At 25.5% G+C, this 14239-nt stretch carries 14 protein-coding genes; 11 read left to right on the top strand and 3 right to left on the bottom strand.

Annotation, left to right across the window (positions count from 1 at the left end; translation table 11 throughout):
- Positions 1–5 precede the first annotated feature (5 nt).
- The 11 genes from N3D74_05895 to N3D74_05945 all read left to right on the top strand — a co-directional run bounded on the left by N3D74_05895 (position 6) and on the right by N3D74_05945 (position 11707).
- A complete protein-coding gene (locus N3D74_05895) occupies positions 6–248 on the top strand; it encodes a thiamine-binding protein (GenBank protein ID MCX8095699.1) in 243 nt (80 codons plus the stop codon).
- 44 nt (positions 249–292) lie between these two features.
- On the top strand, positions 293–2281 hold the full coding sequence (locus N3D74_05900; protein ID MCX8095700.1) for a C25 family cysteine peptidase: 1989 nt from the start codon (positions 293–295) through the stop codon (positions 2279–2281).
- Positions 2282–2286: 5 nt separating this feature from the next.
- A complete protein-coding gene (locus N3D74_05905; protein MCX8095701.1) occupies positions 2287–3129 on the top strand; it encodes a hypothetical protein in 843 nt (280 codons plus the stop codon).
- Positions 3129–3887 (top strand): undecaprenyl-diphosphate phosphatase, encoded by a 759-nt coding sequence (locus N3D74_05910; GenBank protein MCX8095702.1) that lies wholly within the window; start codon positions 3129–3131, stop codon positions 3885–3887. Before N3D74_05905 ends, N3D74_05910 begins: the two co-directional genes overlap by 1 nt.
- 32 nt (positions 3888–3919) lie before the next feature.
- Positions 3920–5005, top strand: coding sequence for an alanine--glyoxylate aminotransferase family protein (locus N3D74_05915; GenBank protein ID MCX8095703.1), 1086 nt, complete (start codon positions 3920–3922; stop codon positions 5003–5005).
- A 6-nt stretch (positions 5006–5011) separates the two neighbouring features.
- The gene (locus tag N3D74_05920; protein MCX8095704.1) at positions 5012–5887 is read left to right on the top strand and encodes a patatin-like phospholipase family protein; all 876 of its coding nucleotides are present in this window, start codon (positions 5012–5014) and stop codon (positions 5885–5887) included.
- A gap of 74 nt (positions 5888–5961) precedes the next feature.
- Entirely contained in the window at positions 5962–7341 is a 1380-nt protein-coding gene (locus N3D74_05925; protein ID MCX8095705.1) for an ATP-binding protein, read from the top strand.
- Between the two features lie 38 nt (positions 7342–7379).
- Complete coding sequence (locus tag N3D74_05930) at positions 7380–7901, top strand: type 1 glutamine amidotransferase (protein ID MCX8095706.1); 522 nt, start codon at positions 7380–7382, stop codon at positions 7899–7901.
- Between the two features lie 122 nt (positions 7902–8023).
- Positions 8024–8842, top strand: a complete 819-nt coding sequence (locus tag N3D74_05935) for a 4Fe-4S binding protein (GenBank protein MCX8095707.1) — start codon at positions 8024–8026, stop codon at positions 8840–8842.
- Positions 8843–8846: 4 nt separating this feature from the next.
- Complete coding sequence (locus N3D74_05940; protein MCX8095708.1) at positions 8847–10508, top strand: ATPase, T2SS/T4P/T4SS family; 1662 nt, start codon at positions 8847–8849, stop codon at positions 10506–10508.
- Complete coding sequence (locus tag N3D74_05945; protein ID MCX8095709.1) at positions 10505–11707, top strand: type II secretion system F family protein; 1203 nt, start codon at positions 10505–10507, stop codon at positions 11705–11707. The genes N3D74_05940 and N3D74_05945 overlap by 4 nt, the downstream gene beginning before the upstream one ends.
- On the opposite strand, the gene pilO is transcribed toward N3D74_05945, so the two are convergent.
- Genes pilO through N3D74_05960 form a run of 3 tightly spaced genes read right to left on the bottom strand, consistent with a single transcriptional unit; the run spans position 11704 to position 14170 of the window.
- Positions 11704–12243, bottom strand: a complete 540-nt coding sequence (gene pilO, locus N3D74_05950) for a type 4a pilus biogenesis protein PilO (protein MCX8095710.1) — start codon at positions 12241–12243, stop codon at positions 11704–11706. The genes N3D74_05945 and pilO overlap by 4 nt on opposite strands.
- Positions 12240–13628, bottom strand: coding sequence for a hypothetical protein (locus N3D74_05955; protein ID MCX8095711.1), 1389 nt, complete (start codon positions 13626–13628; stop codon positions 12240–12242). Before N3D74_05955 ends, pilO begins: the two co-directional genes overlap by 4 nt.
- A gap of 2 nt (positions 13629–13630) precedes the next feature.
- A complete protein-coding gene (locus N3D74_05960; protein MCX8095712.1) occupies positions 13631–14170 on the bottom strand; it encodes a prepilin-type N-terminal cleavage/methylation domain-containing protein in 540 nt (179 codons plus the stop codon).
- Positions 14171–14239 lie beyond the last annotated feature (69 nt).

The following is a 14239-nucleotide window of genomic DNA, read 5'->3' on the forward strand; positions in this document are numbered from 1 at the left end:
CATTCTTGATTGGAGCACAAGTAAGTATTTATCCATTAAGAGAAAAAACTATTACTGAAACTCTAAATATTTTTTGGGAAGAGTTAAATTCAAGAGGAGTTCAATATGAAATTAATTCTTTCTCAACAATTATTTGGATGGAGGAAGAAGAACTTTTTAAATTTTTGAATGATGCTTACAAAAAATTAAAAGAAAAAAGCATTGTTATGATTATCACAATTTCTAATGTTTGCCCTAAAGTTCCTTAAATTATAGAAATAAATATTAAAATTTAATATAATTTTAATAGTTTATGAAAAAAGTTTTTTTAGTTTTTAGAAAATTATTATCTTTAACTATTATTTTTTTGTTTTTATTCTCTATAACTCCAAAAACAAAATCATTTGAAACATTAAAAGAAACTATTATAGTTTTTGAGGCATCATCACTTCCTGAATCTTTTAAAATTTTTAAAGAATTAAAAGAAAGCGAAGGATTCAATATTATTACTCTTAATATAAATTCTCTCAAAGAGAGTGATAAAGTTGAAGGGTTAAGAAATTATTTAAAGGAAAATTATAATAAGTTAAATATAAAGTATCTTTTAATAGTGGGCTCAGATAAAATTTTTCCAATGAAAAGATTGTATCCAAGGGGAAGCAATACTCATGATCAATTTGATGGAGATTTTGAAGAAACTCCTTCTGATATTTATTTTGTTGACCCTTTTGAAGATTTTGATAAAGACAAAGATGGAGTTTTTGGAGAATATCCTGACGATAATATAAAAATTGATACATACATTTATGTTGGAAGAGTTCCTTTTGACAATACAAAAACTTTAAATGACTACTTTTCAAAACTTACACAATTTCAAAAACTTTCTTTTAAAGAGAAAAATTATGCACTACTTATAGGTGCATATTTATCTTTTAAAGGTGAAACTTGGTATGATAGGGTCCTTGAAAATGAAGATGGCGGAGAATTTATGGAGATGATTGCTAATGATTTCTTAATAAAAAATGGAATCACACCAATAAGAATTTATGAAAAAGGTGGTACTCTTCCATCATTTTATTTTTCAGATTATTCACTATCAGATAATAAATTTTCAGAACTATTGAAATCAAAAATTTTTGGATTAATAAACTTAAATGCACATGGAAGCCCTTATGGAGTTGCTGGTTATAGATGGGATGACTCTGATAAAAATTTTCTCTTTTCAAAAGAGGAATCTAAATTTTACTCAATTCTAAACATATCAGATATTCCAAACGACTTTTTAGGAGGAGTTTTCTTTGCATCTTCATGTCTTACTGCTTTTCCTGAGAGTGAGATAAATTTAGCAAGAGAATATCTTTCAAAAGGTGGAGCAGCGTATATTGGAAGTACTAGAATTTCTTGGGGTCCAACTTATTGGAGAAACATTAATGATGGAGGACTTTTAACAATTAATTACCTTTTTGTTAAAAATTTTATTGATAGAAAAATGAGAGTTGGAGATGCATTTTGGGAAAGTATTAAGGAGTATCACACTAATTATTTTGATAAAGATAAAGAAGATCCAATTGATGCTGCACAAATGAATACTTTCACACATAATCTCTTTGGAGATCCAACATTAAAACTTTATCTTGAGGATAATTCTTTTTCTTTAAATACAGATAAATACACAAGATCATCTTTTGATGGTGATTTAATTTTCGTAAATACTTTTATAAATAAAGGTAAAAATTATAACAAAGAAATAAATTTTGAAGGTTTAAATTTTGTTGATGGAGGTTTTATTGTTAAAAATAATGAAAATTATTTTAAAATTGAAAATTATAATTTTGAGATAAGATTAAAGAAATTGAAAGAAGAGGAGTTAATATATCTTTATAAAATTGAAAAGGAAGATAAATTAATTTTAAAATGTTTAAGTGGTGAAGGAAGAATTTTTCTTAGATTTTCATCAAACTTAAAACCTGAGATATCAAAATATTTTGATCCATATAGAAAAATTGGTGTTTTTGATGTAAAGCCACAAGATGAGATCATTTTTAATAAAATTAATAATGATTCATATTTTATTGAGTCTTCAGATGATAAAGTCATTATTTTAAAAGAAAAGATTTTTGACTATAATGGAGATAAATTTATAAATTTAATAGATTTTTACATTTTTTCAAAACACTTTGGAATTAATAAAGATTTTTCAACTTATAATAAAATCTTTGATATAGATTCAAATGGAACAATAAATGGAATTGATTTGGTTATTTTCTCTTCTAATTATGGTAAAACAAAAAAGGAGGATTAATAAAAATGGAGAGTTCTTTGATAAAAAAGATTGGACTAAAGATTCAAGAGATAAAAGAGGATGAAAGAGAAAAGTTTTTTAACCTAGAATTTATATTTAACTCTTTTAAAGAAACAAGTGGAGTTTTGTTATGGGAAAAAGAAAATAAATCCTATTTTGTTTACTTTTTAAATGGGAAACCTATTTTTAAAGTTTTTTATGAAGATTCAAGAAAAATAACTCAAGATGATGGGGAGAAACTTTTTTTAAATGAAAAAGATGGAATTATTTCTTTTTATAAAATTAATTCAAAGGCAATTATATCAATTTTATCAATTCATTTTGGTGAGATTTTATATAAAGATCTTGATTCAAAAATTGTTGATTTCTCTCAATTTTTAGATTCTCTTGGAGGAAAAAATATAACTGGTCTTTTGGTTATTAAAAATGAAAAAATTGAATTTTTAGTAATCTATGATGGAAAAATTCTTGATATTAAAGATGGTGAAATCTTTATGGAATCACCTCTTTCAACTGAAAGTGAATCAGCCTCTCTTCTTTCATTTGCAAAACTTCTTATGGCAAAAGACACATCAATAACTCTTTATTCTATAGATAAAAATAAGGAATTTAATGAGATAAGTTTGAATATTTTAAAATATGATATTAACAAATTAAAAGAGTTAATAAAAGAAGTTTTAAGAAAAATTTTAAAAGAAAAGATAAGAAAACTTGAAGATATGGTAGATTCAATAAAAACAAAAGAAGATATTGAAGAATTTATTAAAAAAAGTGATGACTTTATTTCTTCACTTTATAATAAAAAAATTTCTGAAGAGTGTAAAAATAGAATATTGGAGTTAATTTAATGACATCTTTACAATCAGTAATTCTTGGAATTATCCAAGGATTAACTGAATTTTTACCAGTATCTTCAACAGGACATATAATACTATTTTCTAAATTTTTAAATATTAAAGAACCACCAATTTTTTATGATTTAACACTTCATCTTGGAACTTTAATTGCAATATTTATTATTTTTTATCCATTCATAATAAAAAATATAAAAAATATTAAACTTATTATTTTGATTGTAATATCAACAATAACAACAGGGTTTTTTTACATAATTTTTAAAAATCCACTTGAAAGCACATTCTCAAATTTTAACCTCCTTCCAATATTTTTTATAATAACTTCAATTTATCTATTTCTCTTTTATCTTAAAAACAAGAGAACAAAATCTATTAAAGAGATAACTCTTTTAGATTCAATAATTATTGGAATATCTCAAGGTTTTGCAATAATTCCAGGAATTTCAAGAAGTGGCTTTACATTTATAACTGCACTTTTATTAGGAATAAAAGATGAAGATGCATTTAGATACTCTTTTCTCTTATCAATTCCTACAATTCTTGGTTCAACTATTTTAAAATATTTTGATTATGTTAAGAGTGGAGAGTTTTTTACTATGAATATATTTCTTTTAGGTTTTTTCGCCTCTTTAATTTTCGGAATAATAGCAATAATTCTTTTTAGAAGTTCAATTTTTAAAAGAAACTTTAGAGTTTATTCATTATATTTAATTATAATTTCAATTATAATAATTATTTGGTTTTGGTAAATATTAATTTTTTTAATAAAAAGGAGGGAAAGATGAGAGAACTTTTGTTAATTCCAGGTCCAACACCTGTAAATGAAGAGGTTCTAAAAGAGATCTCAAAACAACCAATTTCCCACATGAGTAAAGATTTTGGGGAGTATTTAAGAAGATGTGTAGAAGATTTAAGAGTTATCTTTGGAACAAAGAGCGGTCATGTTTTTATAATTCCTGGTTCTGGTACTATTGGTATGGAAATTGCAATTAAAAATTTTTTAGGAAAAGATGAAAAAGCTCTAGTTATTTCTCATGGATTTTTTGGAGATAGGTTTCTTGATATCTTAGAAGAGGATGGTTTTAGTTATGATAAAATACAGAGCATATGGGGAGAAGTTATTGATTTAAATATAATTTATGAAAAATTAAAAAAAGAACACTTCTCATTAATAACCATAACTCATGTTGATACTTCAACTGGAATTCTTGCTCCAATGGAAGATTATATGAAGGTTATAAAAGAGGTATCTCCAGATTCTCTTGTAGTTCTTGATGGAGTTTGTGCAACAGCAGGAGTTGAAGAAAAAATGGATGAATGGGGAGTTGATATTATATTAACAGGTTCTCAAAAAGCACTTGCAGTGCCACCAGGACTTGCTATTCTTGCTGTTTCAGAAAGAGCAATGAAAAAAAGAGAAAGTTTAGGAAAAATTGGATTTTATTATGGAGATCTTCTTCGTTGGAAACCAACAATTGAAGATGCAACAAAGTATTTTGCAACTCATAATACAAATTATACATTTGGATTAAAGAAATCTCTTGAAATAATCTTAAGTGAAGGTTTAGATAAGAGATATAAAAGACATTATGAAAACGCTTCATTTATTAGAGAACTTATGAAAGGAATTGGTTTTGAAGTTTTTGGAAACAAATCTTATCTTGCTCCAACTCTTTCACTTTTTATTTATCCAGATGGAATTGAAGATGAAAAATTTAGAAGTGACCTTAAATCAAAAGGTATAACTGTTGCAGCAGGAATAAAAGATCTTAGAGGAAAAGTTTTTAGAATGGGTCATATGGGTGAAGTAAAGAAAGAAGAACTTCAATATGCTTTTGAGGTAATTAAAGAAGTTGTAAAAAGATAAAAACTTATGATTGGACTTTGCTGGGAAGGGGGAGGAGCAAAAGGGGGGTTTGGGGTAAAATTTCTTTATTTATTAAAAAAAGATTACAAAGATTTAACATTTTCATCTCTTGCAGGAGTTTCGGTTGGTGGCATTAATATTGTACCGCTAATTTTTGATGATTTTGAATTTTTGATGAGTTTATGGAAATTAGTTAAAAGAGATGGAAGATTTATATATAAAAAATTTTTAAGTAGAGAATATGACACAACAAAATTTTATAAATTTGTAGAAATCTTAATAAAAAGAAAAAATTTTTTTGAAAAAATTAAAAACTCAGAAAAAACATTTCTTATTTTTTCAAAAATAAAAAATGGTAAACTTTTAATTTTTACAAACAAAAATTTGAATTTTGAAGATGCAGAAATAATAAAAATTGAAAAAGAGGAAGACTTAAAATATGCAATTCTTGGAACGAGTGCTATTCCAGTTATTTTTCCCGAAGTGAAATATAGAGATTGGATTTTAATTGATGGAGGAGTTGAACATACTTTTCCAATAAAATATCTTTTAAAAGTATCTAATGAAAATAAAATTTTAGGAATTCTTCATGAGAGCCCAGAAAGAAAATTTGTTTCAAATCCAATTAAAGCATTATTTTCACCATTTGCTTATCTTGTTGATAAAATTACATTTGGAATAACTCAAAAAGATTTAGAGGGTTTAATTAAAATAGATGAAAATATTTATGAGTTTGAAAAAAGAAGAATATTTTTAATATATCCAGAAGAGCCTCTTCCTGAAGCTTTAAACTTTTCTTCAAAAGCAATAGAAAAAACATTTTTAATTGCCGAAAAAACCTATTTTAAATTGAAAGATAAAATAATTGAGTTTATAAAGTAGTTATATAAAATATTGAAATTTTGTCTACTTTAGAGTAGACTACTTTAGAGTAGACTATTTGGAGGTCAGGAATTATGTTTATAGATAGAGAGCAGGAACTAGATTATTTAGAAAAATCATATAGAAAAGAAGAATCTCAGTTTATTGTAATATATGGCAAAAGAAGAGTTGGAAAAACTGAATTAATTAAACAATTTATTAAAAATAAACCCCACATATATTTTCTTGCACAAAAAATTAGTGAATATGATAATTTAAAAATATTGGGCAGACTGGTTGGAGATTTTTTTAATGACAAAATTTTAAAAATTTCTGGATTTTTAAATTGGCAATTATTTTTTGAATATTTAAATGATAAGATAAAAAATAAGATTATAATTGTGATAGATGAATTTCCTTATTTAGCAGAGATAAATAAAGGAATATCATCAATTTTTCAAGCAGGATGGGATGAGTATTTAAAACAAAAACCAATATTTCTTATCTTGTGTGGTTCAAGTATAGGAATGATGGAAAAAGAGATTCTTTACTATAAAGCTCCATTATATGGAAGAAGAACAGGTCAAATTTTCTTAAAACCATTCGATTTTTATAATTCATCTAAATTTTATCCAAATCTATCTTTTGATGAAAAAATTAATTTTTATTCGATAACGGGTGGAAATCCATCATACTTATTAAAATTTAATGAAAAAAAGTCTCTTAAAGAAAATATTAAAGAGAATTTATTAACACCTCAATCTGAACTTTATAATGAAGTTGAGTTTATTCTAAGGGAAGAGTTAAGAGAACCAAGAAATTATTTTTCAATAATAAAGGCAATATCTTTAGGAAAAACAAAAATCAGTGAAATAATAAATGAAACTGGATTTCAAAAAAGTATAATTCATAAATATTTATTTGTTCTTGAAGATCTGCAAATTATAAAAAAGGAGATTCCAGTTACTGAAAAAAATCCATTAAAATCAAGAAAAGGTATATATAAAATTGAAGATCAATTCTTTAAATTTTGGTTCAGATATATCTTACCAAATAAAAGTTTAATAGAAGAAGGAGAAATAGAGAAAGTTTTAAATTTAATTTTAGATGATTTTAATATTTTTGTCTCAGAAGTCTATGAAAGTGTTGCTATAGATATTTTAAAATCTTACAAATATTTATTTTTTGATTTTGATAAAATCGGAAAATGGTGGGATAAGAATGAGGAAATAGACATAGTTGCATTTTCTGAAAAGGAAAACAAAATTTTATTTGGTGAAGTAAAATGGACAAATAAACCAATTGGAATTAATATTTTTGAAGAATTAAAAAGAAAATCAAGACTTGTGGATTGGAATATAAATAAAAGATTAGAATATTTTTGTATTTTTTCAAAGAGTGGTTTTACAGATGAGTTAATAAAGATTGCAAAAAAAGAAAAAATTTTTCTTTTTCATAAAGATAATTTAATTTAAGTTTTATAATTGTTATAATTTTTTTATGGAGGTGAATTATGAAACTAAAAGGAAAAAGGGTTGCGCTTTTTGTTGAGAAATTATACAATGAGCATGAATTTTGGTATCCATATTATAGGTTCAAAGAAGAGGGTGCTGAGGTTAAAGTTATCGCTCCAAACATTGAAATTTATCATGGAAAATATGGTGGTCTTCCAGTTAAACCAGAATTGACAAGTAAAGAAATAGATACAAAAGATTTTGATGCAGTTTTTATTCCTGGTGGTTATTGTCCAGATTATCTCAGAGCACATAAATCTGTGACTGATTTTGTAAGAAAAATGTATGAAGAGGGAAAAGTTGTGGCATCAATTTGTCATGGTGCATGGGTTTTAATTTCAGCAGGAATAACAAAAGGAAAGAAAATAACATCAACTCCTACAATAAAAGATGATGTTATAAATTCAGGAGCAGAATTTGTTGATAAAGAGGTTGTTGTTGATGGAAATATAATAACTTCAAGAACTCCAGATGACCTTCCATTTATGCTTCCAGAGATTATAAAGAAATTATCAAAATAATAATTGAAAAAATTTGACTTTAGAATAATATTACTAATTATTTTTCTTATTTTTATTTTAATTGGCATTTTTAACAAAGAATATCTTGAAGTCCTTAAAAATGCAGTATTAATTTGTTTTTCATGCATTGGAATTCAATAAAAAATTTTTTTACAGATAAAAAAAGAAAAATAACTCAGTTTATTTTTTTAATTTTGTTTAATATTCCATTTTTATCTCCATTTTTAAAAAGAGTTCCAATGCCAGTTTTACATTGTTATTCATGTCCTTTAGCCTCTTTTGCTTGTCCAGTTGGAACTATTCAACATCTTATTGTTGTTAGAGATTTTCCATTTTATACACTTGGAGTAATCTCTTTTATTTATATTTTTTTAGGAAAACTTTCATGTGGATTTATGTGTCCATTTGGATTTTTCCAAGATCTTCTTTTTAAAATAAAAACTCGGTTTAAGATTAAACCAAAAATAAAAAACCTATTATTAGTAAAATATGGAGTTCTTTTTTCACTTGTTATATTGGGTCCTTTAATTTTTTATGAAACACTTTTTTGTAAAGTTTGCCCTGCTGGAACACTTACTGCTGGAATACCTCAAGTTATAATTAATCCATCTCTGAGAGGTTTAATTGGTCCTCTTTATATATCTAAAATAGTTGTCCTTTTATTTTTTATCATTTGGTTTATTTTTGAAGAAAGGCCATTTTGTAATTACTTATGCCCTCTTGGTGGATTCATTGGTGTATTTAATAAAATATCTTATTTAAAAATTGAGGTAAATTTAGAAAAGTGTATAAAGTGTTTTAAATGTGAAAAAATTTGTCCATTTTCAATAACAACTTTTAAAGATCCAAATAATATAAATTGTATAAGATGTGGTAAATGTATTGATATATGTCCAACTGTAGCACTCTCTTTTAAATTCAATAAAAAAAATTATAATTAAATAAATGGAAGTCAAGAAAAAATTAGGAGACATTTTATTAGAAAGAGGAGTATTAACAAAAGAACAACTAGAAGACGCTTTAAAGGAGCAAGAGAAAACAGGTGTTCCTCTTGGTCAAATTTTAATTGATAGAGGAATTATATCACCTGGAGTTTTGGGAGAAATATTATCTATTCAATCAGGAATTGAATATAAACCAGTTTCAGAAATATATATTTCCCCCGATTCAATAAATTTAATTCCTGAAGCAACAATTAAAGAAAAAAAGGTATTTCCAATAAGAAAAGAAGAAGACACTCTTTATATTGCAATTCTTCCTCCAGTAAATCCAATTGTTCTTGATGATATAAAGGCAATGACAGGTTTAAAAATAAAACCAATTATTGTTACTGATACAGAGTTTCAAAGATTATTAAATCAATATTTTAATATAAAATCTTTTGCTTCAAAAACTCTTCAAGGTTTAAGAAGAGAAGAGAGAGAAAATGAATTAATAACAGTTGAAACTCCAATTGTAAAATTTGTAAATACAGTTATAAATGATGCTATAAGTCAAAATGCATCTGATATACATTTTGACCCATATCCAGAATTTACAAGAGTAAGATATAGAATTGATGGAATGCTTCATGACACAATGAACATTCCTGCAGGAGTTGATGATCAAGTTTTATCAAGAATAAAAATTATGGCTGGAATGGATATTGCAGAAAAAAGAAGACCTCAAGATGGAAGATTTTCAATGAAAATAAAAGACAAAGATTATGATTTTAGAGTTTCTTCAATAGGAACTCGCTTTGGAGAAAAATTAGAGATAAGAATTTTAAATAAAGCAAGAGTTTTAATTGAATTAGGTAGATTAGGTTTAAATGAAAAGCAACAAAAAATTTATGAAAAAATAATAAAAAATCCTTATGGAATGGTTTTAGTTACTGGACCAACTGGTTCAGGAAAAACAACAACTCTTTATGCAACACTAAACAAGTTAAACACTCCTGAAAAAAGTATTTTTACTATTGAAGACCCTATTGAGTATGATCTTCCAGGAGTAATTCAGATGCAAGTAAATCCTAAAGCAGGTCTTACATTTTCAACTGGTTTAAGAAGTATATTAAGACTTGACCCAGATATTATAATGGTTGGAGAGATAAGAGATATTGACACTGCAAAAATTGCAGTTGAAGCAGCACTTACAGGCCATCTTGTTTTTTCAACACTTCACACAAATGATGCGCCATCAACTCTTGTAAGACTTCTTGATATTGGAATAGAACCATATTTAATATCATCTGTTATGATTGGAGTTGTTGCTCAAAGATTAGTTAGAACAATTTGTCCATCATGTAAAATTGATTACAAACCAACAAAAGAAGAGTTAGAAATTGTTTTTGGAAGAGTGCCTGAAAGAGAAATTAAATTTAAAAGAGGAAAAGGTTGCCCTGAATGCAATTATACAGGTTATAGAGGAAGAACTGGAGTTTTTGAAGTTTTACCTATAACAAAAAATTTAAGAGACCTTATAAAAGGAAGAGAATCAACTGATACATTAAGATATGAAGCAGAAAAAGAGGGAATGGTTCCACTTATAAATGCTGGCTTTGAAAAAGTTTTAAATGGAACTACTACTCTTGAAGAGGTTTTAAGAGTAATAAGGATAGAAGAATGAGAGTAAAGTATCTTGGAAGAGATAGGGAAGGGAACCCTGTAAGGGGAGAAATTGAAGCAAATGACCTTAAAGAAGCAAAAGAAATTCTTCAAACAAGAGGAATTTATATTATTGATTTAAAAGAGCTAAAGACAAGAGAGTTTTCTATACAAAAATTAAAACCACAAGAATTAATTTTTTTATCAAGACAACTATCACTTTTACTTCGTTCAGGTGTCACAATAATTCAATCGCTTGAAATAATTCAAGAGAATATAAAAAATAAAAATTTTAGAAATGTAATTCAAAAATTAAGAGAGCATATTTTAGGAGGCGAATCTCTTTCTGAAAGTTTAAGAAATTTTAAAGGTGTTTTTCCAGAAATTTTCATTGAGGTTGTAAGAGTTGGTGAGTTTACTGGTAATCTTGATGAAGTTCTTTTAAGAATTTCAGATTTTCTTGAAAAAGAAGAGGAGTTAAGAAGAAAGGTAAAAAATGCTTTAATTTATCCTGAAATTGTTGTTGGAACAATAATAGTTGCAATTATATTTCTTCTTTTAACAATAGTCCCAATTTTTGTAAATCTATTTACTAGTTCTGGTGTTAAGCTTCCATTACCAACAAGAATACTAATTGGAATTTCAAATGGAATAAAAAATTATTGGTGGATTATTTTACCAGTAATAATTATAATTGTTTTTCTTTTTAATTTATATAGAAGAACAAAAAGTGGCAAAAAACAAATTGATACTCTCCTTTTTAAAATGCCAACAATTATTGGTAAAATATATAGAGAAAATATTTTTTTAAGAATATCTCATACACTTGAAACTTTAATTAGAAGTGGAATTCCACTTGGAGATTCATTTGAATTACTTTCTCGTGTTAGCGGAAATGAGGTTATAAGAGAAAGTTTAATAAACACAAGAGAGAAAGTGATGGCTGGAATGAGTATTAGTAGAGCAATGCTTGAAGAGAAAATCTTTCCAATGCTTTTTGTAAGGATGATTTCTGTTGGTGAAGCTGGAGGTAATCTTGAAGAGGTCCTTTCACAAATGGAAAGATATTTTGAAAGTGAACTTGATAATGATATAAAAAGATTTATTGCACTTCTTGAACCAGCATTAACAATAATTTTAGGAATTTTAGTTGCATTTATAGCATTTTCAATTTATCTTCCTCTTTTTGATATGGTAAGACTAATTAAAGGTGGGGGTTAAAAATAAGGTATTGAGATTGATAAATTAAAATTTATAAATTCTTTTGATTCAGTATAGGATAGATTATTAATAGATATAAATTTATTTAAATTTTCTATATAATCTAAAAATTTATAAAAACCTTCTAAATTTCCATCAAAAGTTATATATAAATCTATATTAAAATAGTTCTTATTCTCTAATATTCTTTTTTCTTCACTTATTGACATATCAATATTTTTAAGTCCAAAGTTTGACATTGTTAAAGGAAGAGTTGAGATAAATTTTTCAGTCTCATCTTTTTTAAAAAGTTTATTTTGAGTTTCTTCTAAATAAATCTTTATATTTTCACTTTCCTTACTCATAGTGTTTAGCATAACAAAATTTTCACTTTTATTTTGAAGTTCTTGAGATTTAGAATTTAGTAAATTTATATTTTTTCTCCAAATAATAAACTCATATCCAACAAAAACTACAAAAATAAAAATTTCAATAATTAAGACATATAAAAGTTTTTTTATTGTTTTCTTTATTTTTGGAACATACTCTTTTATCATTTTTTAACTCCTAAAATTTCAATTGTTGTAAAAGAGATGCCATCTGAGGACCTATCTATTCCTCTTAAATTTATTTCATTAAAAATTTCACTTGTTTCTAATCTTCTTCTAAATTCATAAATTGATGCAATACTTTTTGAACTTATTTTTAAAGAGAAATTTAATTCATTAGAGAAACTAAAATTTAAAATTGTTATTTCTTGAGGTTTCCTCTTAATAATTTCATCTAAATAATATTTTAAATTTACAATTTTATAATTTGATAAAATATCTTCAAGCTCTTTTTTCTTTGTATTTAACTCTTTATATTCAACTTCAATTCCTTTTAAATTTTCAAGAGACCTTTCAACATTTTGTAAATTTGAGTTTATACTTTTTATAGATTCATTTGTAAGAGAAATAGAGTTAATTAAATAAATTGATAGTCCAATTAAAAGAAATGCAAGTAAAATAGATGATAAAATAAGGAAGAAAACTTTTACTTCATCTTTTCTTTTTTCAAGGATATCTTTTGGAATTAAATTGATTTTTAATTTATCCTCAAGATTAAAAAGAGATAATCCAATTGGTGTTGAAAAGTAATATTCTCTTTGAGGCAAAATCTCACCTAAAATTGTCTCAATTCCAAATCTTTGTTTTATTTCATCAAAAATTTCATTTGCTCCTTTATCTATTCCAGATAAAATAATTCTTTCAATTGGCTTTTTCTCTTCTCTTGAAAAGTAAGATATTGTATTTGAAATTTCATTTAAAAAGAGCATTTTATTTTCATTTAAATTATCTAAACCAATATCAAACTCTCTAAATTGATTTATCTCTCCATCAAAAAAGTAAATTAATGTTGTTTTTTTAAAACTTATATAAACAAAAACTCCACTTCCTTTAAAAAGGTCTTTTTTGAAAATTTTAGTTGCTCTAAAAGAGGAAATAGAAGGAAGGTCAACATTTTTAACTTCTAATCCTAAAGAACTTAAAAATTTAATGTGATTTTCAACTAAACTTCTTGGTGAAGCAACAATAAGATATCTTCCCCTATTTTCTTCAATTTTTAATCTAAAAATATTAACTATTGGAAAATCTCCTTCAAATATTTTGTAGGTACTTAACTCATCAATAACAATTTTTTTAAGGTCTTCTTCTGGCATAAGAGGATAATAATTCACTCTTACAAAAACATCTTCATCAGGAATTGAAAATGATGTTAACCTTGTTTTGACTTTGCTTTCTTTTAAAAATTTTTTTATTTTTGTTTTTATATCTTTATCATAAATATTTCCTATATAACCTTCCCTAATATTTATTATAGAAACTTTTCCTTTTCTTACTCTACTTTCAACTAATTTTGCACCATCTTTTGTTAATGTTAATCCTAAAACTCTTTCCATTTTTACTTCACATTTCTTAATTTTACCATTGTTGTCAAACTAAATTCAGGGTTAATGGTGCCTTGTGGTACCTGTCTTGGTGAACCTTTTATTGAAATTTCAACCAATCTTACCTTATCAGGTTGACCATATGGAAGAGAATTATTTTTTTCATCATAATATTTAAAACTTAATTCTAAATAAATAGATTCACTTACAGGTGTCTCAGGATTGTTATAATATGGGGTATATTTTTTTCCAAAATCATCTGTTCTTACAATAAATCCATTATCTAATTCATAAACAATTTTTCTTGTTTTTGTTTCTATTGAAATAATAAATCCAATTGATTTTTCCTCTGAAATAAAAATTGAATTTGCTTGTCTTAAAAGAGTTTCTATTTCATTAATAGCATCTGTTACTACTTCAACTGTTTTTGGATATGGTTTACCTACTGTATAATTTTTAATTGTTTGATTAAAAAATAATACTATTGGCACAATAAGGATTCCAATAATTAACATTGCAATAACTATTTCAATTATTGTAAAACCTTTTCTCATATTAAAGCACCTATTTAATATTCTATACATATATTATCTAAATAAATGGGGCTATTTCTTGCACTAGCC

This window comes from Caldisericia bacterium (genome assembly GCA_026414995.1).
In the GTDB taxonomy this organism is placed as follows: Bacteria; Caldisericota; Caldisericia; order B22-G15; family B22-G15; genus JAAYUH01.